At 52.1% G+C, this 20,531-nt stretch carries 19 protein-coding genes; 5 read left to right on the top strand and 14 right to left on the bottom strand.

Annotated elements, in window-relative coordinates:
- Nucleotides 1-242: 242 nt before the first annotated feature.
- Entirely contained in the window at nucleotides 243-2,000 is a 1,758-nt protein-coding gene (locus H650_RS00390) for a sigma-54-dependent Fis family transcriptional regulator (RefSeq protein WP_016495702.1), read from the top strand.
- A gap of 96 nt (nucleotides 2,001-2,096) precedes the next feature.
- Here the strand turns inward: H650_RS00390 and mqo are convergent, their stop codons facing one another.
- On the bottom strand, nucleotides 2,097-3,776 hold the full coding sequence (mqo, locus tag H650_RS00385) for a malate dehydrogenase (quinone) (RefSeq protein WP_016495701.1): 1,680 nt from the start codon (nucleotides 3,774-3,776) through the stop codon (nucleotides 2,097-2,099).
- A 258-nt stretch (nucleotides 3,777-4,034) separates the two neighbouring features.
- Nucleotides 4,035-4,949 (bottom strand): N-acetylmuramic acid 6-phosphate etherase, encoded by a 915-nt coding sequence (locus H650_RS00380; protein WP_016495700.1) that lies wholly within the window; start codon nucleotides 4,947-4,949, stop codon nucleotides 4,035-4,037.
- A gap of 173 nt (nucleotides 4,950-5,122) precedes the next feature.
- Here H650_RS00380 and H650_RS00375 point away from each other — a divergent pair, with 173 nt between their 5' ends.
- Together H650_RS00375 and dcuR are read left to right on the top strand one after the other, a co-directional pair.
- Nucleotides 5,123-6,736, top strand: a complete 1,614-nt coding sequence (locus H650_RS00375) for a sensor histidine kinase (protein ID WP_016495699.1) — start codon at nucleotides 5,123-5,125, stop codon at nucleotides 6,734-6,736.
- On the top strand, nucleotides 6,733-7,452 hold the full coding sequence (dcuR, locus tag H650_RS00370) for a two-component system response regulator DcuR (protein WP_016495698.1): 720 nt from the start codon (nucleotides 6,733-6,735) through the stop codon (nucleotides 7,450-7,452). Before H650_RS00375 ends, dcuR begins: the two co-directional genes overlap by 4 nt.
- Here dcuR and H650_RS00365 read toward each other — a convergent pair.
- A complete protein-coding gene (locus tag H650_RS00365; protein ID WP_016495697.1) occupies nucleotides 7,433-8,395 on the bottom strand; it encodes an FAD:protein FMN transferase in 963 nt (320 codons plus the stop codon). The genes dcuR and H650_RS00365 overlap by 20 nt on opposite strands.
- Nucleotides 8,396-8,461: 66 nt before the next feature.
- A complete protein-coding gene (locus tag H650_RS00360) occupies nucleotides 8,462-11,242 on the bottom strand; it encodes a flavocytochrome c (RefSeq protein WP_016495696.1) in 2,781 nt (926 codons plus the stop codon).
- Between the two features lie 636 nt (nucleotides 11,243-11,878).
- Here H650_RS00360 and H650_RS00355 point away from each other — a divergent pair.
- Nucleotides 11,879-13,390, top strand: a complete 1,512-nt coding sequence (locus H650_RS00355; RefSeq protein ID WP_071925190.1) for an anion permease — start codon at nucleotides 11,879-11,881, stop codon at nucleotides 13,388-13,390.
- Nucleotides 13,391-13,441: 51 nt separating this feature from the next.
- On the top strand, nucleotides 13,442-15,091 hold the full coding sequence (fumA, locus tag H650_RS00350; protein ID WP_016495694.1) for a class I fumarate hydratase FumA: 1,650 nt from the start codon (nucleotides 13,442-13,444) through the stop codon (nucleotides 15,089-15,091).
- A 69-nt stretch (nucleotides 15,092-15,160) separates the two neighbouring features.
- On the opposite strand, the gene H650_RS00345 is transcribed toward fumA, so the two are convergent.
- From H650_RS00345 to H650_RS00300, 10 genes are all read right to left on the bottom strand, one after another.
- The gene (locus H650_RS00345) at nucleotides 15,161-15,469 is read right to left on the bottom strand and encodes a hypothetical protein (protein ID WP_016495693.1); all 309 of its coding nucleotides are present in this window, start codon (nucleotides 15,467-15,469) and stop codon (nucleotides 15,161-15,163) included.
- Nucleotides 15,459-15,833 (bottom strand): hypothetical protein, encoded by a 375-nt coding sequence (locus tag H650_RS00340; RefSeq protein ID WP_016495692.1) that lies wholly within the window; start codon nucleotides 15,831-15,833, stop codon nucleotides 15,459-15,461. Before H650_RS00340 ends, H650_RS00345 begins: the two co-directional genes overlap by 11 nt.
- 42 nt (nucleotides 15,834-15,875) lie before the next feature.
- Nucleotides 15,876-16,394 carry a hypothetical protein gene (locus H650_RS00335; protein WP_016495691.1) on the bottom strand — a complete coding sequence of 173 codons (519 nt, stop codon included), beginning with the start codon at nucleotides 16,392-16,394 and terminating at the stop codon, nucleotides 15,876-15,878.
- A gap of 30 nt (nucleotides 16,395-16,424) precedes the next feature.
- Nucleotides 16,425-17,141, bottom strand: a complete 717-nt coding sequence (locus H650_RS00330; protein ID WP_048887060.1) for a hypothetical protein — start codon at nucleotides 17,139-17,141, stop codon at nucleotides 16,425-16,427.
- A gap of 46 nt (nucleotides 17,142-17,187) precedes the next feature.
- Entirely contained in the window at nucleotides 17,188-17,415 is a 228-nt protein-coding gene (locus tag H650_RS00325; RefSeq protein ID WP_044489338.1) for a hypothetical protein, read from the bottom strand.
- Nucleotides 17,416-17,554: 139 nt separating this feature from the next.
- Complete coding sequence (locus H650_RS00320) at nucleotides 17,555-18,328, bottom strand: Ivy family c-type lysozyme inhibitor (RefSeq protein WP_044489337.1); 774 nt, start codon at nucleotides 18,326-18,328, stop codon at nucleotides 17,555-17,557.
- Between the two features lie 20 nt (nucleotides 18,329-18,348).
- Entirely contained in the window at nucleotides 18,349-18,603 is a 255-nt protein-coding gene (locus tag H650_RS00315; RefSeq protein ID WP_016495690.1) for a hypothetical protein, read from the bottom strand.
- A gap of 357 nt (nucleotides 18,604-18,960) precedes the next feature.
- Nucleotides 18,961-19,215: an immunity protein Tsi6 family protein gene (locus tag H650_RS00310; protein ID WP_238328369.1), complete on the bottom strand. Its 255-nt coding sequence runs from the start codon at nucleotides 19,213-19,215 to the stop codon at nucleotides 18,961-18,963.
- 367 nt (nucleotides 19,216-19,582) lie between these two features.
- Nucleotides 19,583-19,957 (bottom strand): hypothetical protein, encoded by a 375-nt coding sequence (locus H650_RS25575; protein ID WP_189660086.1) that lies wholly within the window; start codon nucleotides 19,955-19,957, stop codon nucleotides 19,583-19,585.
- Between the two features lie 244 nt (nucleotides 19,958-20,201).
- A complete protein-coding gene (locus H650_RS00300) occupies nucleotides 20,202-20,525 on the bottom strand; it encodes a hypothetical protein (protein WP_016495688.1) in 324 nt (107 codons plus the stop codon).
- Nucleotides 20,526-20,531 lie beyond the last annotated feature (6 nt).

Here is a 20,531-nt window from a genome sequence, read left to right as displayed (position 1 = left end):
AGGCGTCGCGCATCGTGGCGGACACAGTGACATAAGCAGTTCTTATGCCAGGTCGTAGAAAACGATCCGTCGCAGGTGCGTTTATGCTGATAAAACAAGGAAATAACTGAAAGCCAGACTTTTGCCGGAATGAAATGACACAAAAAAGGCTGGTACAGGGTGCGGGAAGTGTGTCGCACGTCGCTACATACGGGACACTGTTATGCTACACAAATGTAACATCTCATTTAATGGAGAGTCACATGCCGCCACGCGCCTTGTCCCTCGCTCCTGCCGGGTTACCTTGCCTGCTTGAAAATTCCTGGCAGCGTAGTCGCAGCTACGGGTTGACCCGCGATGATGACGCCCAGCCCTGGGTAGCGACATCCATGCTGAAAGATGCCCGAGCGGAAAACGGTTGGGTCAACCATCTGGCCGCCCCGCTGCTGGCGCGACTGCGCCCGGAGCTTACCAGCCATCCGTCGATAATGGTGCTGTCCGACGCTACCGGTCTGGTGCTGGAGACCCACGGCAACCGCGACTTTCTGCAAAAAGCGCAGCGTTATGCGCTGGCACCCGGCAACCTGTGGGGCGAACATGCGCGCGGCACTAACGCGATAGGGACTGCGCTGGCATTGCAGCGCCATTGTGAAGTCTCCGGCGGCGAACATTACCTCAGCCGCAACGCAGGCTTGTTTTGCTCGGCGTCCCCCGTCTTCCGGCCGGATGGACAAATTGCCGGGGTATTAGACCTCTCAACGCCCGCCCAGGCACCGCGCCGCGATGCCGCCGCGCTGATCCGTCGCGCGGTCTGCCAAATAGAACATGAGTGGGCCACCAGCGCGCTTGGCGCCGACCGCTGGCTGCTGAGTCTGCATCACGATCCGTCGGTGCTCGGCAGTGCGCAGGAGCTGTTGCTGATTTTCGCCGATCAGACATTGCTCGGTGCGAACAAGCTGGCGATGGATGAGTTTTCGCTGACGCCGCAGCATTTTGGCGAACTCTCTTTACAAACGCTTTTCCCGGAGGCCGGTTTACAGGTCGGCGAAACCACCCTCGACGCCAGTAATACACGGCGCTACTACGCGCGTCAGACACTGCCTGTGCGGCGCTATATCGGGCGCGGCGCAGCCCTCGCGCAGGATCAACTGGCGCGGGAAAAAGAGAAAGCACTGCGCATTGTTAATGCCGGGATTGCCTTATGCGTGACCGGTGAAACCGGCAGCGGGAAAGAGTATCTGGCCCGCGAGCTATATGCCCGCAGCCAGTGGCGCACGGGAAATTTCGTCGCCATTAACTGTGCGGCGCTCCCGGAGCATTTGATTGAGTCCGAACTGTTTGGCTATGTTCCCGGCGCGTTTACCGGCGCAAGCCCAAAAGGCTATATCGGTAAGTGCCGGGAAGCTGATGGTGGCGTTCTGTTTCTTGACGAGATTGGCGATATGCCGCTGGCGCTGCAAACCCGCCTGCTGCGCGTGTTGCAGGAGAAGAAAGTGACGCCGCTGGGTGCCAACAGTGTGTATGACGTCAACTTCACGCTAATTTGTGCCACCCATCAGGATCTCGCCGCACGGGTGCAGGCCGGGACATTCCGCGAAGATCTGCTGTACCGCATTCAGGAGTTTCATCTGCGCATTCCTCCGTTGCGCGAGTGGCAGAATGTTGATGGGTTTATCCAAAAACTGTGGCAGGAGCTGGGCGCAGCCAGCCGTGGCCTTACCCTTAGCGCCGAGGTGGTCGCCACGCTGGCGGGTCGCCCGTGGCCGGGAAATGTGCGCCAGTTACTCAGCCAGTTGCGGGTATTGATGGCGCTGGCGGAAGACGGTGATTGCATTACGCTTGCGGATCTTCCCCCTGACATTGCCTCTTCGCCCCCGCCAACGCTGGCGGTGGCAGCCCCGCAAGATGAGCAGAGCGCGATTGCAGAAGCGCGGGGCAACATGAGCCTGGCGGCCAAAAAACTGGGGATATCGCGCAGCACGCTCTACCGCCGCCTCGAAAAACGGCAAGCGAACGGTTAAATGCGCGACGGGAATAACAACAGAGTTTAATTCATGCGGGAACGGTCGCAGACCGATAAAAAGAGAAAGGGCGCACCGGAGTGCGCCCTGTTTTATTTACAGCGCCATATCATGCTGTGGGGAGGCGTCGCTTTTCGCTTCAGCCGGAGCGTCGTTTTTCGCCTCTGCCGGCTTGTCAGCCGGGGCGTTTTTCTGATCGTTCATCTCAATCACCGGCGGTTTCGCCAGTTGCAGCGTGGCGGCGGTGTCATCCCACACTTTCTGGGTCAACGCCACGTTACCGTTCATCTCTTGACCGTAGCTCGGCACGATGTCGCGGATTTTGCTCTGCCACTGCGGCGAGTTGAACTGCTCCGGGAACATCTTCTTCAGCACATTCAGGGTGATTGGTGCAGCCGTCGACGCGCCCGGCGATGCGCCAAGCAGCGCAGAGATGGTTTTCTGCTGATCGACCACCACTTCGGTGCCAAGCTTCAGCACGCCACCTTTGTCTTCATCTTTCTTGATGATCTGCACACGCTGGCCGGCCTGGATCAGTTTCCAGTCCTCTTTACGCGCCTGCGGGTAGTACTCTTTCAGCGCTTCAAAGCGGTCTTCATCGCTCAGCATGACCTGACCAATCAGGTATTTCACCAGGTCGAAGTTGTCGAGCCCTACGTGGGTCATCGGCATAAAGTTGCTGGTGGTGGTAGTGCTCAGCAGGTCAAAGAAGGAGCCGTTTTTCAGGAATTTGGTGGAGAAGGTCGCGAACGGCCCAAACAGCACCACGCGTTTGCCATCAATAAAGCGGGCATCAATATGCGGTACCGACATCGGCGGCGCGCCCACGGACGCCTGACCGTAGACTTTTTGCAGATGCTGGCTGGTGATCGCCGGGTTTTCCGTCATCAGGAAGGAACCGCCGACCGGGAAGCCCGCGTAGTTATCCGCTTCCGGGATGCCGGTTTTTTGCAGCAGCTTCAGCGCCCCGCCACCGGCACCGATAAAGACATATTTCGCATCGATGGCGTGCTCGTTACCGCTGTTCACGTCTTTGATGGTGACATGCCAGGAGTTATCGGCATTGCGTTTGAAATCGGTCACTTCGGAAGAGGTTTGCAGGGAGAAGTTGCTGCTTTTTTTCAGGCTGCCAACCAGCTGACGGGTAATTTCACCGTAGTTAACGTCGGTGCCGACCGGCGTCCAGGTGGCGGCGACTTTCTGGTTCGGGTCGCGCCCTTCCATCACCAGCGGTGCCCACTGTTTAATTTGCTGATGGTCGGTGGAGAATTTCATGCCCTGGAATAAGGTCGTTTGCTGCAAAGCGGCATAACGTTTTGCCAGATAATCCACATTATCGCCCCAGACGAAACTCATGTGCGGCGTGGAATTAATAAAAGCGTGCGGGTTATTCAAAATACCGCGCTTCACCTGTGCCGACCAGAACTGGCGGGAAATCATAAACTGCTCATTAATTTCCAGCGCTTTGCTGACATCAATAGAGCCATCCGGACGCTGCGGCGTGTAATTAAGTTCCATATTTGCCGAGTGACCGGTGCCGGCATTATTCCAGCCGTTAGAAGACTCGAGCGCTACGCCATCGAGTTTTTCCACCATCACTTGTTTCCACTCCGGCTGCAGCTCCTGCAGCCAGGTGCCCAGAGAGGCGCTCATGATGCCGCCGCCAATCAGCAGGAAGTCCGTTTTTTGCGTCTCTTCCGCATACGCGCTGGTCACTGAACTGACGAGTAACGCAACGGCGCTGAGCGAGATAATTGTCTTTTTCATTGCAGGCATAATTATAAGGTTACATAGCAGGTGTGATTCGTGAAAACAGATATTAACGCACTTTTACGTTAATTTAAAATATCATTCACAATTCAGCTCATATCGATAAATAGTATTTCGACGCTTTTTTAAATTAAAAAAAGCAGTGACATAAATAATGTGGAATTAATAGTGGCGGGATTTATCTTAAAAACTCGAAATATCAAACGTTCGCACAATACATAATAAAAAAGCCCGCCGTAATTATTGGCGGGCTTTTTTCATTATTCAGACATCAGCGAAATGCGTTTTCGCCTCCTGTAAGGCAATTCGCAGATGATCGTTATTCTCGGTTAGCAGATCGCGCGCGCGCCAGGCATCCAGACCGGTCAGCACCATTAATATCGCCGTACGGCAGTTATGGTCGCAGCTCTCCAGCGCGCTTTTCGCTTGCTCGCGAGAGCACTGCGTCGCCGCCATCACCAGCGTGATTTGCCGCTCTGCCCAGTGCACACTGGTCGCCTGCACATCCACCCGCAGGTTGCTATAAACACGCCCGGTACGGATAGCAAGACCGGTTGCCAGCATGTTGAGGATTTGCTGCTGGGCAAGCCGCGCTTTCGGTTCGCTAAAACCACTCACCACCTCCGCGCCGCTGTCCGGTGCCAGCACGATATCCGCTAACCGGGCGGCTTCGCTATCGTGACCCCGGCAAACCAGCGCGATGCGTGCGCCGAGCACCCAGGCGTGGCGCAGCGCCCCCCATGTCCACGGCGTTTTACCACTGACCGACAGCGCCACCAGCATATCGTCATGGCTAAAGTTGATGGCCTGTAAATCGGCAACCCCGCGTTCATAATTTGCCGCCGCCGCGTCACGCTCTTGCGCGTTAGCATTGATGCCACCGGCCAACAAGCCAATAACGCCATGACGTGTATCGGGAGCAAAACCTTGTGCGGTTTGTATCGGCGCCTGCCCGGACGCACCGGCGCCGATAATCACCACCCTGCCGGCGCGATTCAGCGTCGCGCTGGCGTTATCCACCAGCCGGGCGATCTCCGGCAAACAGGCGCTTACCGCGTCGGTAACCTGTTTATCTTCCTCATTGATGAGCGTCAGCATATCCAGCGTGGCGAGCCGGTCGATGTCGGTCGTGCGGCGGTTGCGACGTTCCACTAGTGAACCGTTTGGCTTACTGCTCATACCCTGCTCCTTCTGAATGGTTCCACACTCACTATAAGGTTATTTATCTGCCTTACCTGCGAATGGGGTCACGCTTCACGGCTACGCCGCGCATTTTGTACTTCTCGCGCCGCTTTAAGATTTTTACGCCTTCGGTGATAATAACTATCTTGATGTGAATAATTGGGTTTGGCATGAAAGAGTTAGCGCAGCGGATAAAACCACGCAAACGCCCTATGAAGCTCAGTACCACCGTGACGCTAATGGTATGCAGCGTTATCGGTTCGGTGTTGCTGCTGGCCTTTGCCCTGTGGTTCTGGCAAATCAGTAATGCCACGCGCGATGGTGTAAAAGAGACAGCGCTGGCCGTTGCGCGCACGCTGGCTGATTCGCCTGAAATCAAGCGTGGATTATTGTTGCCGCCTGACAGCAACGTGATCCAGCCGCTGACGGAAGCGGTCGCTGCCCGCAACGATCTGCTGTATGCCATCGTCACCAATATGCACGGCATCCGGTATTCGCACCCGAACGCCGGGATCATCGGGCAACACTTTATTGGCGAGGATCTAAACCCGGCGCTGAAAGGCAAAGAAAATGTCGCCGTGAACCGCGGCGTGCTGGCACCGGCATTACGCGTTTTTACACCGGTATATGACGACGCCAACCAGCAAATTGGCGTGGTGGTGGTCGGGATCTCGCTGAGCAAGGTCGATCAGCAAGTCAGCCGCAGCCGCTGGGCGGTGATGTGGACGCTGCTGTTTAGCGCGCTGGTGGGCTCGCTCGGTACATGGCAACTGGTGCGGGTGCTGAAACGCATTCTGCTTGGCCTTGAGCCGCACGAGATCTCGGCGCAATTCAAGCAGCGCCAGGCGATGTTACAGTCACTGAAAGAAGGGGTGATTGCCGTCGATGCTGACGGGCGCGTAACGCTGCTTAACCATGCCGCACGGCAGATGCTGCTGACCAATGCACCAGACGGTGCCGCCGGGCACGGGCCTCTGCTCGCCGACCTGCTCGAAGTGCTGGAAACCGGCGAGCCAACCCACGATCGCGAGCTCGGTTGCAACGGTCTGCTGCTGCTCAGCAACACCGTGCCGGTGCGCAGCCAGGGCGTGGTGATTGGCGCGATCAGCACTTTCCGCGATAAAACCGAAGTCAGCCAGCTACTCCAGCGGCTGGACGGGATGGTGAATTATGTTGATGCCTTGCGCACCACGTCCCACGAATTTATGAACAAGCTGCATGTTATTCTCGGCCTGCTAAACATGAAAAGTTATGACAAGCTTGAAGAGTACGTGCTGCAAACCGCGCAGAATTATCAAACCGATATTGGCGCTATTCAGCACCGGGTTAAATCGCCAGTGGTGGCGGGTTTTCTGTTAGGCAAAATCAACCGGGCAAAAGAGCGCGGTTTTACGCTGACGCTGGCGGACGAGAGCCTGGTGCCGGATAACCCCAATGAGAAGCAAGTTACCGTGCTGGTGACGGTGCTGGGGAATCTCATCGAAAATGCGCTCGATGCCATGAGTAGTCAGCCGGAAGGTGAAGTGGGTATCCTGCTGCATTATCAGGATGGCTGGCTGACCGGCGAAGTGAGCGACGATGGTCCGGGCATTGCGCCGGGCAATATCGACGCCATTTTCCGCAAAGGATTCTCGACGAAAGGTGATAACCGGGGCGTTGGGCTGTTTCTTGCCAGCCAGCAGCTCACCGAACTTGGCGGCACGATCACCGTCGAGTCTGAACCCGGCGTCTTTACCCAATTTTTTGTCCATCTCCCCTGGGATAGTGAAAGGAAGAACGCGTGATAAATGTATTAATTGTTGACGATGATGCCATGGTCGCCGAGCTGAACCGCATGTATGTGGCGCAGATCGCCGGCTTTCAGTGCTGCGGCACGGCGTCGACGCTTCGCCAGGCCGAGGAGATGATTAACGATCCGCAGCGGGATATTGATCTGGTGCTGCTGGATGTCTATATGCAGCAGGACAGCGGGCTGGATCTGCTCCCCATCATTCGCGCCAGCGGCCGGGCGATTGATGTCATTATGATCACCTCCTCCGCCGATGCGGCAACCATTCAGACGTCACTGCACTATGGGGTGGTGGATTATCTGATCAAACCCTTCCAGTTCCCGCGCTTCGAAGAAGCGCTGACCTCGTGGCGCGAAAAGCGCAAGCTGATGAGTGCGCACCCCTATTATGAGCAGTCTGATGTCGACCGCCTGTTACACGGTGGCGCGCCGGAAGCCGCAGACACGCGCCGCCTGCCAAAAGGGTTAACCGCGCAGACATTGCGTACCATTTGCCAGTGGATTGACGCCCATCCGGGCATTGAGTTTTCCACCGATGAACTGGCGAATGCCGTGAATATTTCGCGCGTGTCGTGCCGTAAATATCTGATTTGGCTCGCCCAAATCAATATTCTCTACACCACCATTCACTACGGTGCAACCGGTCGCCCGGTGTATCGCTACCAGTTGATCGCCGACCAATACAGCTTACTTAAGCAGTACAGTCAGTGATCCGGTAACTGTCGTCGCACGGCGTAAAGCGGAACTGACGCCGTGAAGAGAGGATAATGTCGCGGTTTTTGGTGACGAAAATCGCTTCAATATCCTCGCGCTGTTTCAGTAATGCGCAGCCTTTTTCCACACCGAGACCGAAGATAAGCGTGGTCCAGATATCACCGTCGAGCGAATCGCGGGAAATGATCGTCACGCTGTCGAGTTCGTTATCCAGCGGGTAACCACTGCGCGGGTCAAGAATATGGTGCCAGCGTTTACCATCCTGTTCGAAATAGCGCTCGTAGGTGCCGGATGTCACCACCGATTGGTTCACCACGTCTATCGACCCCACCAGCGCATCGCCGGATGAGAAAGGTTTTTTCAGCCCGATAGACCAGCTACCTTGCGGCGTGCCCAGGGTTTGCACATTGCCCCCCAGGTTAATCAATCCGTCGCGCACATCCTGCTGATGCAGGTAATCGCGCACCCGATCGGCGATAAAGCCTTTGGCGATTGCGCCAAGATCGATCTCCATCCCCGGCTGGGTGAGAAACACGCTGCTGTCAGCATCATTCAGCACCACATCCTGCGGACGGGTAATGCGCAGCCGCGCGGTTATCTCGTCGGCTGGCGGTACGCGGTCGCCTTTAAAACCGATACGCCACAGTTTCACCAGCGGGCCAATCGCCAGGTTAAAAGCGCTGTCCTGCACCATGCTGGCGGCTTTGGCGCATTTAATCAGTTCATACACCGGACGGCTGACCGCCACCGGATGTTGTCCCGCGGCGTGATTAATATCCATCACCTGTGAATGGGCGCGGTTGACCGTCAGCAGATCTTCGTAACGTTTGATAAGGCCAAAAACGCGGGAGGCGAGCGCTTCGTTATCGGCAAAGAGTTTCAGCAGAATGGGAGAACCCATAAGGGTTGCAGAGTAGCTCCAGACACGGTTATCGGACATCGCACTCTCCTGATGGGCTAAATTGAGCAGGCCTGCGCAGTGGCAGGCCTGAAGTGTAGCACGCGGTTAGCCGCGTTTGGCGCGCATTGCAGCCTGGTGTCCCGCCAGTGAGCCGAAGATAATAATATCGGCCACGGCGTTCCCGCCGATACGGTTGCCGCCATGCAGGCCGCCAACCACTTCCCCGGCGGCATAAGCGCCCGCGATCACCTGGTTTTCTGTGTTCAACACTTCGGTTTCAGTGTTGATGGTCACGCCGCCCATGGTGTGGTGCACACCCGGTGCAATCTGGATCGCGTGGAACGGGCCTTCATTGATCGGTGCACGCAGTGCGGTAGTGCGACCAAAGTCCTCATCGTGCTGTTTTTCCACAAAGCCATTGTAGCGTTCGAGCGTGGCCAAGAAAGCGTGGTAATCGATACCCAGTTTATCCGCCAGTTCACGCGGCGAACTGGCGCTGGTAACCAGGCCACGTGCGATATACTCGTCTGCTGCTTTGTTTTTCGCTCTGACATGCTCATCAAACACGATGTAAGCGTAATGTTCCGGCAGGGCGATGATTGCCGCCGAGACTTTATCGCGGGTCGACATTTCGTTAAAGAAGCGTTTGCCCTGCTGGCTGACGAGAATCGCACCGCCGCCGCGAATCGATTCGGAAATCAGGTACGAGGTATTCTGTTCAACGGTCGGGTGGATCTGAATTTCGCCCATATCCACAGTGCCTGCGCCAATACGTTCCAGCAGTGCGATACCGCCGCCGGTCGCACCTTTATGGTTGGTGGTGACAAAACCTTCCAGATCCGGACGGTATTTCACCACCATTGCGCTGTTGGCGCTGAAACCACCGGTCGCCACAATCACACTTTTCGCCTCGATCACCACACTCTCCTGCTCTTCGGTCAGCAGGCGTACACCGCGCACTTCACCTTGCTCAAACAGAATGTCGTCCACTGAGGTATCCAGCATTACATCGATGCCGCGTTTGGTGACATTACGCACCAGGCCGCTAATCAGGTAGCCACCGACTGCCGATCCGTCGCGCGGGCGGTGCGTACGGTCAATGCTCATCCCGCCAGTGGTGGTGATGTCGTTAAGCATAATGCCGCGACGAGCCAGCCATTCGATGGCTTCTGGCGCATTTTCCACAAAGCGACGCAGCAGCGCCGGATTGTTTTTGTTACCGCCGCCTTTCAGGGTTTCCGCGTAGAACAGCTCTTTGCTGTCCTGAATGCCTTTTACGCGCTGGAAGCGGGTTTCCGCAGCGTTCATGCCCGCAGAGGCTTTAATAGTGTTACCGCCGATGGTTGGCATTTTTTCGACAATCAGTACGCTGGCACCTTCGTCGTGCGCCTGAATTGCCGCCGCCAGACCCGCGCCGCCGCTACCGACAACCACAACGTCATAGCGTTTGGGTTCCTGAGAGTCACTGCCCTCTTCCGCCGCCAGCGCTTTGCTGGATTTCACCATCGCTTTTGATACCGCTTTTTTCACCGCTTCGCTCTGGCTGGTTGCGCCTGAAATCGCGTCAACGTGCGGGCTGTTGGCCGTCAGGATGCGGCCGCGGATCTCTTCAAAGCTGCTGGTGAATTCAACGCTATCAACGGTACTTGAGGCGAGTTCGATATCGACGATGCGGTCTGTGTCGAGGCTGACATTGATAACCAGCTCGTTAGCGTCGTCCTGAACCGTTTCAGCAAAAAGACCTGGCTTAAATTTCGATGCGCCCATGCTCATGTCGCGGATCATCGCTTCAACCAGCGAGAAACGCCACAGCGGTTCCGGGATATTCAGCGCTTCACGCTGGGTACTATCAATGAACAGCTCCAGGGTTTCACCGTTGGCGATACGCGCCGTCCAGTCCGGATACGCGATGCACGCACGGCCTACCGCAATCAGGTCATAGCCGTGATCCAGCCCCTGCTCAGCGTCGGCGGCATTAACGATACCGCCAACACCCATCACCGGCACCTGCGCCAGCGTTGCAGAACGCATGGCACAATATTTCTTAATCAGTGGCGTCGGATCGCTGGTGTCGTTAATGGAAGGACGCAGCGCCGCACCCAGCGAAAAGTGCAGATAATCAACACCGCGCGCCGCCAGTTTTTCCAGCAGGAACATGGTGTCATCAAAACGGATGCCGGGCACTTCCAGCTCTTCCGGCGAGAAACGGTAACCGATAATAAAGGCGTCGTCGGCGTACTGACGCGCCATTTTATGGGTGATGTCCAGTACGGCCAGCGGGAACTTCGCGCGGTTGTCGCGGCTGCCGCCCCACTCATCATCGCGCTGGTTGGAGTTTGGCGAGAAGAATTGCTGGATAAGGTAGGTATTGGCACCGTGAATTTCGACACCGTCGAACCCGGCCTGAATGGCGCGGCGTACGGCGTCACCAAATTTGCCAATCATTCCTTCCACTTCAGCGGTGGTCAGCGCAACCGGGGTTGCCGCGCCATCACGCGGAGCAGCAATAGCGCTCGGACCAACCGGAGCACGACCGCCAATCAGCTTCGGTTCGACCATGCGGCCGCCGTGGTAAATCTGCAAAATCGCTTTTGAACCTTCGGCTTTAATCGCCGAGGCAATTTTTGCCAGACCGGCAATTTTCTCGTCGTTATCAATACCGATAGCGCCCGGAAATGCCAGACCGAGATCATCGACAAAACAGCATTCAACAATAATGGTGCCGATACTTCCGGCGCGGGCGCGATAATATTCCACCAGTTCACTGCTGACTGTCCCGTCAAAATAACCTGTGCAGGTGGTCATTGGCGCCATTAACAAACGGTTTTTCAGTTCTGCGCCATTCGGCAAGGTAAACGGGCTGAGGATGCGTTCGTTGCTGGTCATAATTAAACTCCAAATCTAAAAATTAAAAACTTTGAATTCGGTGACGGATTTATTTTTCGTTCTGTTTTTTAATCCTGATGTCGTGTATTTAATATACCGTGAATTTTAATTACCAAATTAATTACGTTAGTTATAAAACTATTTAACCACCTTAATAACAGAGCTACCTCCAGCGTATTATCATTTTTAAATATCGTATTCACATGGCTTTAATTACCGGTAACATTGCGATTACTTCACACTTTTCCTTTCCAGCTTTATTCAAATAATAAAATAGACAAATATCATATAGTTAAAAGAAAACACCCCGTTAATGAGAGTTATTATCAGCACCATTTTTTAACATTTACGGTAATTTTGTGAAATTAACCACATAATACTCTGTGGGTATTCATTTTATTAAAAAAAGTGTCGTTCGTTTCGTTTTCTTGATCTCAATCAATAGTATTCGCCAATGGAAGAGCAATATATAAATACGCTCAGATTTTTATTTAATGCGATTGAATTTGCGTTAAACAACACATGCCAGAATGTGAAAAGTCTCAATAAAAAATTAAAGTAACTTTTGAAACTAAAATAATCAGAGATTCACCTTCTGCGCATGACCGAATTTTTAACTACTTGTAGATGCTCACTATGACAGAGAAAACAACAACCCCACCGTCTGCTCCTGCAGCCAGTGCAAAAGCCGGAAATAAAAACCGCCTGATAATGATGGCGTTGCCGATTATCGTGGCAGTGCTTCTGCTGTTTGTCCCGGTTCCGGAAGGTTTACCGCCGTTTGCCTGGCACTACTTTGCTATCTTCGTTGGCGTTATTGTCGGCCTGATTTTCGAACCCCTGCCGGGTGCGGTTATCGGCATGACCGGCGTGGTAGTTATCGCGCTGTGTAGCCAGTGGCTGCTGTTCAGCCCGGAACAACTGGCCGACCCGAAATTCAAGCTGGCTGGCCAGTCCTTTAAATGGGCGGTAAGCGGTTTCGGTAACTCCACCGTGTGGCTTATCTTCGGCGCGTTTATGTTTGCCGCCGGTTACGATAAAACCCAGTTTGGTCGCCGCCTGGCGCTGATTCTGGTGAAATATCTTGGCCGCCGCAGCCTGACGCTCGGTTACGCCATTACTTTCGCCGACCTGCTGCTGGCACCGTTCACCCCGTCAAACACCGCGCGCAGCGGCGGGACAATCTACCCGATTATCGCCAACCTGCCGCCGCTGTACGGTTCCAAACCGAACGATCCAAGCGCACGCCGCATCGGTTCTTACCTGATGTGGGTGGCGATTACCGCAGCCTGTATCACCAGTTCTATGTTCCTTTCCGCACTGGCACCGAACCTGCTGGCGCTGGCGCTGGTGAAAAGCACCGTTGGCATTAACATCTCCTGGGGTAGCTGGTTTATCGCCTTCCTGCCGCTGGGCGTGCTGTTGATTCTGACCATGCCGCTGCTGGCTTACTGGTTCTACCCGCCAGAAGTGAAAGTCAATGACGAAGTGCCGCTGTGGGCCAGCCGCGAGCTGGAAAAACTGGGCAGAATGTCACGCAATGAAATCCTGCTGCTGGTGTTTGTCTGCTGTGCGCTGCTGATGTGGATCTTTGCCGCCGACTTTATCGAGCCTGCGCTTGCCGCGCTGCTGGTGGTCGTGCTGATGCTGTGGACCGGCGTATTAACCTGGAACGACATCACCAGCAACAAACCGGCATGGAACACCTTTGTCTGGTTCGCCACTCTGGTTGCGCTGGCCGATGGCCTCTCCACCACCGGCTTTATCGCCTGGTTGGGTAAAGAAGGCGGCCTGCTGATGAGCGGTATCTCTCCGGGGATGGCGACCATCGCCCTGTTGCTGGCGTTCTACCTGCTGCACTATCTGTTCGCCAGCACCACCGCGCACACCACGGCGCTGCTGCCTGCAATGCTGACCATCGCGGCGACAATTCCTGGCATCAATATGGAAGTCGTGGTTCTGGTTCTGTGTACTTCACTCGGCGTGATGGGCATCATCACCCCGTACGGTACTGGCCCAAGCCCGATTTACTACGGTAGCGGCTACCTGCCGACCAAAGATTACTGGCGTCTGGGCACCATCTTCGGTGCTATCTTCCTGGCCGCCCTGCTGTTGATTGGTTATCCGTGGATCACCATGATGTTCTGATTCGTAACCGCCGGGCATTCCCGGCGGTTTTATTTTATGGAGTAAAGAGCTATGTCGAACAAACCCTTTGTTTATCAGGACCCGTTCCCGCTGGCGAAAGACGATACGGAATATTATCTGCTGAGCCGTGAATATGTCTCCGTCGCCGACTTTGACGGCCAGCAAGTACTGAAAGTCGAGCCGGAAGGGCTGACGCTGCTGGCACAACGCGCGTTCCATGACGCGTCTTTTATGCTGCGCCCTTCCCACCAGAAACAGGTGGCGGCCATTCTGCATGACCCGCAAGCGAGCGAAAACGACAAATACGTTGCTCTGCAATTCCTGCGTAACTCTGAAATCGCCGCTAAAGGCGTGCTGCCGACCTGCCAGGACACCGGCACGGCAATCATTATGGGTAAAAAAGGTCAGCGCGTGTGGACCGGCGGCGGCGATGAAGCCGCGCTGGCGCGTGGCGTTTACAACACCTACACCGAAGACAACCTGCGTTATTCGCAGAATGCGCCGCTGGATATGTATAAAGAGGTCAACACCGGCACTAACCTGCCTGCACAGATCGATCTCTATAGCGTCGACGGCGACGAGTATAAATTCCTCTGCATCGCCAAAGGCGGCGGTTCAGCTAACAAGACCTATCTCTATCAGGAAACCAAAGCGCTGATTACACCGGCGAAACTGAAAAACTATCTGGTTGAGAAGATGCGTACCCTCGGCACGGCAGCCTGCCCGCCATACCATATCGCCTTTGTGATTGGTGGTACGTCTGCGGAGTCCACGCTGAAAACGGTGAAACTGGCCTCAACCCGCTACTATGACGGCTTGCCGACCGAAGGTAACGAGCATGGCCAGGCATTCCGCGATGTCCAGCTTGAACAAGAGCTGATGCAGGAAGCGCAGAACCTTGGCCTTGGCGCGCAGTTCGGCGGTAAATATTTCGCTCACGATATCCGTGTCATCCGTCTGCCGCGCCACGGTGCCTCCTGCCCTATCGGCATGGGCGTCTCCTGCTCCGCCGACCGTAACATCAAAGCGAAAATCAACCGCGAAGGTATCTGGATCGAGAAGATGGAGCACAATCCGGGGCAATATATTCCGGAAGAGCTGCGCCAGCAGGGCGAAGGCGATGTGGCGAAAATCGCTCTCAACCAGCCGATGAAAGCGATCCTCGCACAGCTTTCCGCGTTCCCGGTATCAACCCGCGTTTCGCTGAACGGTACAATTATCGTGGCGCGTGATATTGCTCACGCGAAGCTGAAAGAGCTGATTGATAATGGCGAAGAGCTGCCGCAGTACGTGAAAGATCACCCGATCTACTACGCCGGCCCGGCGAAAACGCCAGAAGGGTATGCGTCCGGTTCGCTTGGCCCAACCACCGCAGGGCGTATGGACTCCTACGTGGATCTGCTGCAATCGCACGGCGCGAGTATGATCATGCTGGCAAAAGGCAACCGCAGCCAGCAAGTGACCGATGCCTGTGCCAAACACGGCGGTTTCTATCTGGGGAGTATTGGCGGTCCGGCTGCCGTACTGGCGCAGCAGAGTATTAAGAGCCTCGAATGCGTGGCTTACCCGGAACTGGGTATGGAAGCAATCTGGAAAATTGAAGTGGAGAACTTCCCGGCGTTCATTCTGGTGGATGACAAAGGTAACGACTTCTTCCAGCAGATCCAGAACAAACAGTGCGCCGGCTGTAACCAGCGTTAAGTAAGATGTGAAAAACCCCCGGCGGAGTGTCCGACCGGGGGTTTTTGTTGTTCATAAAACAGCGCATGTTTAGTTGATGCGGAGATCATCTTTCCAGCAGAGTCGATAATAGCGCGCAATAATCTTCGCCAGCGCTTCACGTTCGCCAGCCCCAATGACACTGCCGTCATCCCATCGTTTAAGGCTCGTTTTATCCAGCGTGCTGTAGCGCGCAGAAACCTCACAAATCAGTGCCCGTTCATTAAGCTGAAAGAAAAGAAACTCGCCCCGGTAAAGCAATTTAAGGCGAATAACGCCCCATTCGGCGTCATGAAACTGACAGGCAGAACCATCGCGCTTCAGTTCCTGCAACTCTTCGCGCCACGCTTTATTGATCATCGCTAACCACCAGCAGCGCATAAAGTATGGCGATGTAACGGGCAGGCTGCTGCTCTTTATAACTGAAGATAACCAGCGTTTTCCCCTGCCCGCCCTCGCAGCTATGCGCAGAACAAAGAAGCGAGCCTTCTGGCGCGGAGTAACGCGTATAAGCCTCAGGATTGAAGGTAATGGCTTTGATTCTTGCCGCCACTGCGGCCTGAATATCCTCGGGTAGCCGGGCAAAATCCCCGCTCTGGTAGAGATCCGGCTCAATTGGCTTCTGGCAACGCGGACAAATCAATTCGACAGGTTGATTAAAAAAGCGCGTTTCCACGCCATCGTGCAGCATCACGCGTTTCTTAATAAGTTTGTCGATTTTCATCGTCGTCACCCTGCGCGAAAAATTGAAAATTCAGGTCGCCCTTCAGTCATTTCCAGTGCTGATATTAATGGCCCGCACTTTGCCGCCGGTGACATCGAAAGCGATATTTTTGTGCGCCAGTGAATACATAATCCACTCTTCGCCATCGCTGTTATCGGTTTCACCCGCACCATAATGCTCAATCACACGCTGTTTCGCATCGCCAGGCGCCACACCACGCGCGGTATGCAATGTGGGGGCATGCAGCGTTATCTGCCCGATGACGTAACTGTCGACGCTTTTGCCGCGTTGCTGCCAGTCGATATTGGCGCTGTAGATATCAAACCCCGGAAAAATGTGGCGGTAATACTTATAGTTTTCCTCGCCAAATGGCACTTCGCCGACAAAATCCTCGCGGGTTTGTTTCCCGAGCGCCGTCAGCAGATTGCGATCCCAGTCCTGCCCCAAGGTGATAGCCTGTTTATTGATTTCCACGGTGAAGTCGTTTTCCGTCAGCGGCGTTTGCGCCGCCTGAGCAGAAAAAGCAAACAGCAGCGCAAAAACAGGGAATATTCGACGCATTAACCTTTCCATAGTCAGTCAAAAGAAGCGCTATTTAAGCCAGCTGCCCGCCTGGTTGACAAGCGTTTTACCCGCCTGCGTCACCACCAGTTTCGGCGGGTTGTAATCGACAAGATAAAGCACATCGCCATTACGGAATTCTGCGCCAATCACGCGGTTTTCATTATCCAGCCGCGTTTTACCGTGCAGGCTAATCTGCTGGCTGTCGCGGTTTCGCGCGCCGGTATAAAGCAGATCATCGCAAGGCGTAGTGAACGCGCCGCAATTATTGCGGATCGCCAGCATAAAGTTATCAGTGCGGATAATTTTTGTCGTCGCGCCAGCGTGAACGGTCTCTTTAACCAGCGCGTAATTTTCCGGGGCGTAATAATCACCGTGTTCAGGCGGTTGCGTCAGATGCCACGCCAGCTTATCACCGTTAATAACCAGCGTGGCTTTGCCGTTTTTACCGCCAAAGCTCGAATCAAACGTAACAATGGCGGTATTATTTTTCACCTCGCCGCGCAGGTTATCCTGCTGTTCATCCGGGCAATCAATGCGGTTGCCGCGCTGAGAGATAAAGCAATACGATCCAGTAAGCTTGTTATTCTGCTGGGATAATTTCAGCGTTAATGTGGATTCGTTACTTTCACTGCCGTGCCACTGCCCGGAAAAATCAGTTGCCGACGCGGCGCTGGCGCAGCAGGAGAGCAAGAAGCTCGCAACGACAACATAAAGCCGCTGCTGAGTTGAATGAATAGCGTGCATAACGTGCGTCTGTTCCTTTTCAGCATCACAAAAAATGAGTGGATTCTTAAGGTCCGTAAAAAAACATCAAGGTCGACAGGTCGTCAAGCTCCGCTTTCGATAACGTATTTTTTTCCATGCGATCGTATTGGTAGATAATCCCTTTCATGGGAATGGTCGATGGATGCTCTCTGGCTATGGTCATTAATGTTTCAATATCCGACGGATTTTTGAGCGCTCTGCTGAGGAATTTGAGCAGTAACGCTTCGCCCTCTTCACGGGTTAACAGATCCATGCGCATTTTCTCATACGGTTAATTCAGCAGCGAAAAGCTGATGGCTGAAATAATTACCCCCGATAACGCCATCAACGCATCTCTGTTTCGCAGCACTATTACTTGCGCCTTTGGAACGTACGGTGACAGGCATGCGAATCTACTCATGCGCTTTCCAGATACCTTTTTCATCGAGAAGGATTTTATTGTTTTGTATCACGGTTAAGCTGTTATCAATTTTACTCAGCAGATAAGTGGTGGTGCCGTTTTTAAAGGTGTAGGTAATAACAGGGCAGATCAACTGTTCACAAGATTTCCGCACCGCAAAGCCATGCAAATTGACTTCGGCCCGATCATTTTTACGCACACCGTAGTACGTTGCTTCGTCACAATTCGCGCCGTTACCACACACCGTGACCACTTTTATCTTAAATTTAGGGGTTTCAAAAAAATCGACGAAGGTCTCAGCCGTTTGATTAACCGCGGGCGTGTGAAACGACACGTCCTGAAAGCGGCTAACCCATTGTTGCAGCGCCTCAGGAATGCGTTTTTCACCTGTGTTGCTTTTATAGTGCGCAACCGATGCCGTTGGTAATACCCATGCGGCAGAAAGCCTGCCATCCGGGTAAATAACAAATGCTGAGGCATTTTCCAGATAGAGATCTTTCAGCCAGCCTTCTACGAATAACCCGCCATCCGCAGTGTGTCGCGGTTCGCCATAGACATCGAAATTGCCTGCAAACGCAGCGTAATCTGCCCCCAAGACATTTTTTAACGACGCCTGCACCTGCTTATCCACGGTGATATTTTCGACCGTTTCGAGCGTGTCATAATGGTTAATATCAATAACCGCAGCAGCGTCAAATGAGAAAAAAGAGAACAAGCAAATGAAAAGGATCGACAAACGCACGTTGCCAGTAAAAAGATTTCGCATAAAGTTAATTCACTTCCTAATTAGCGCACTTTAAACTCAGGAACCGGGACTTCACGATGTTTGTATTTATCATAATTGTCACGCATATCTTTTGCTAACGAGACCATTTCATGAAAATCGCTATATCGACTTAACTCGGCATGGTCGAGAATAAAACATTTTTGCACATCCCACATACTGTTATAGGGCCAAATCATGCAAATAAGATATTTATCGTCGCTTTGCAAAATAAAGAAATCGCCCTTTTCTTTATGAATAACGTTCACTTCAGCCATAACTACTCCTGATAACTCTATAAAACAACAACGCTGAATATGCTAAAAAGCATCATCAAGATAATTTTTTTCTTTACTGTCATGTCGACAAGTCAAAACTAGGGCTCAAAATTTCAGCAGGCGAGTCCAGTGGGAATTGAATTTCTGAATAGAAGCTAACAGACTTTATCTTCATCTGATTTTTATAGCTTAATGGAGTAAACCTGTTGTTCCATATGAAAAATAATTACACATCAAAATCATCTGGATACAGCAAAGCCAGCCTTTTTTGTTTCTCATAATAATTTTTATTAATTTGGTGCGGCAACTGTACCTTTAATCCCTTTCGGATCTGAGAGGCAATATAAAAGGCATCGGTCAATCGTTCAAAGAAACCTCATCTGAAGATTCAAATTCTTTTGTAGCATAGATACCAAAAGTCAGCTCACGTAACTTACTTTTATCTTTCTCTGTATCATTTACGACATCCTTTAAATATTTAAGCTGAGCTGCGATTGACTGATACATTGGCACAAGTGAATTTGCTGTTTGATTATTTTCTATGTCCTGACATCTTTTAGTCGCAAGGTTTAATGCTTTTTCTATATATTCGGATGCTGTCAGTTCAGGCATTGGACACTCGTTTATGCGTATGATAACTGGTTGCAAATTACATATCAAACTTATTCTATTCTCGTTAAAAGTTACGTCCGTGAAGATAAAACTTATTAATTACATTAAATTATTAAACTATAGATAGCAGTAGCAAATATTTTGACTCGTCGGAAATGACGTAGTCTGCAAATAAAGAACTTATAAATCATGTCGAATCGATAAAAAGAATTGATTTAGCCATGAAAGGATTGGCCAACTGACACCATCACACTAATTCTAAAAAACGTAATCTGACGCAATTTACTTTTACAAATTAAAACAAATATATAGGCTTTTCATTTTTAAAACCATCGCTGAAATTATTCACTGGCACAATGCAATAATATTATATAGACTTGAAACCCGTCTTTTCAAACAGACAAATCGGACAAACATCACATAGGTAAGATGATAATTTATTAATAACAACTCTGTCATTCATTTTTTTATTTTCACGATCCCTGTCATACAAGACATACTCACCATCGCAATTAATATTCAGTTCATCTAACAATGTACGCTCAACCAAAATATACTGCTTTGCCATAGCGTCGTCAGGCTGGACAATGGTTAACCGAATTATATCGTTTACGATGATATTTTTCTCTAATGCCTCGTTTATCGCCTTTGAGACAGTCGCATTGCAAGCTACTGAGTGGACTGAGCAAAATGAAAACACGGTAACCTCGTATTTGAAAAATGACAAAGCTAAATTTTTCATTTTTCACTTTATCAGGAATAGGATCTCTACTACTGCTGAAAAACCGGCTTCGTTTATGTATGTATTCTGGCAGTAAACACACTTCCGTTTCACGTAATCTTTTTTATCTAACAAAAATCATGTCACAAAAATGATCAAAATATAGCTTTGGATGTTCCAAAGTCACTGCACAATTCGATGTCGGAGGAACTCCTATGAAACGTCACCTGGCCTTGTACTCGAAAGTGCATGAAGCAAGAAGAATCTATTTACAAGAATGTTGAGCGCCCGCCAAATTATACTTACTCTGTGACATTCTCATTAGGCATTCTCTCAACCGATAAATCAACTGTTTATCATCGAGACAATCTACTGGTCTAAGATTATCAAGCATCGGAACGTGCCGCTCAATCCACCAGATACCTTCCTTAATTCCTCTTTTACCGTAAATAACCACTGCCAAATCCAAGACTCCATTGAGTTTACTCGCTAAAAACTTAGCATTATCATCAAAACAATCTTTATTATAAAGCGCAACATAACGTTGCCAACGTTCATCACCAGCATAGAAATCCTCTAATTTTTTCATTTCTTA

Origin of the sequence: Enterobacter sp. R4-368 (genome assembly GCF_000410515.1) — a bacterium.
In the GTDB taxonomy this organism is placed as follows: domain Bacteria; phylum Pseudomonadota; class Gammaproteobacteria; order Enterobacterales; family Enterobacteriaceae; genus Kosakonia.
This window is presented reverse-complemented; position numbering and strand designations above follow the sequence as displayed.

What these genes read in the sequence shown, in the direction of transcription:
- H650_RS00390 (WP_016495702.1), top strand. Translation starts at nt 243, where the DNA reads ATGCCGCCACGCGCCTTGTCCCTCGCTCCTGCCGGGTTACCTTGCCTG.
- mqo (WP_016495701.1), bottom strand. Translation starts at nt 3,776, where the DNA reads ATGCCTGCAATGAAAAAGACAATTATCTCGCTCAGCGCCGTTGCGTTA.
- H650_RS00380 (WP_016495700.1), bottom strand. Translation starts at nt 4,949, where the DNA reads ATGAGCAGTAAGCCAAACGGTTCACTAGTGGAACGTCGCAACCGCCGC.
- H650_RS00375 (WP_016495699.1), top strand. Translation starts at nt 5,123, where the DNA reads ATGAAAGAGTTAGCGCAGCGGATAAAACCACGCAAACGCCCTATGAAG.
- H650_RS00365 (WP_016495697.1), bottom strand. Translation starts at nt 8,395, where the DNA reads ATGTCCGATAACCGTGTCTGGAGCTACTCTGCAACCCTTATGGGTTCT.
- H650_RS00360 (WP_016495696.1), bottom strand. Translation starts at nt 11,242, where the DNA reads ATGACCAGCAACGAACGCATCCTCAGCCCGTTTACCTTGCCGAATGGC.
- H650_RS00355 (WP_071925190.1), top strand. Translation starts at nt 11,879, where the DNA reads ATGACAGAGAAAACAACAACCCCACCGTCTGCTCCTGCAGCCAGTGCA.
- fumA (WP_016495694.1), top strand. Translation starts at nt 13,442, where the DNA reads ATGTCGAACAAACCCTTTGTTTATCAGGACCCGTTCCCGCTGGCGAAA.
- H650_RS00345 (WP_016495693.1), bottom strand. Translation starts at nt 15,469, where the DNA reads ATGATCAATAAAGCGTGGCGCGAAGAGTTGCAGGAACTGAAGCGCGAT.
- H650_RS00340 (WP_016495692.1), bottom strand. Translation starts at nt 15,833, where the DNA reads ATGAAAATCGACAAACTTATTAAGAAACGCGTGATGCTGCACGATGGC.
- H650_RS00335 (WP_016495691.1), bottom strand. Translation starts at nt 16,394, where the DNA reads ATGCGTCGAATATTCCCTGTTTTTGCGCTGCTGTTTGCTTTTTCTGCT.
- H650_RS00330 (WP_048887060.1), bottom strand. Translation starts at nt 17,141, where the DNA reads ATGCACGCTATTCATTCAACTCAGCAGCGGCTTTATGTTGTCGTTGCG.
- H650_RS00325 (WP_044489338.1), bottom strand. Translation starts at nt 17,415, where the DNA reads ATGGATCTGTTAACCCGTGAAGAGGGCGAAGCGTTACTGCTCAAATTC.
- H650_RS00320 (WP_044489337.1), bottom strand. Translation starts at nt 18,328, where the DNA reads ATGCGAAATCTTTTTACTGGCAACGTGCGTTTGTCGATCCTTTTCATT.
- H650_RS00315 (WP_016495690.1), bottom strand. Translation starts at nt 18,603, where the DNA reads ATGGCTGAAGTGAACGTTATTCATAAAGAAAAGGGCGATTTCTTTATT.
- H650_RS00310 (WP_238328369.1), bottom strand. Translation starts at nt 19,215, where the DNA reads ATGCCTGAACTGACAGCATCCGAATATATAGAAAAAGCATTAAACCTT.
- H650_RS25575 (WP_189660086.1), bottom strand. Translation starts at nt 19,957, where the DNA reads ATGAAAAATTTAGCTTTGTCATTTTTCAAATACGAGGTTACCGTGTTT.
- H650_RS00300 (WP_016495688.1), bottom strand. Translation starts at nt 20,525, where the DNA reads ATGAAAAAATTAGAGGATTTCTATGCTGGTGATGAACGTTGGCAACGT.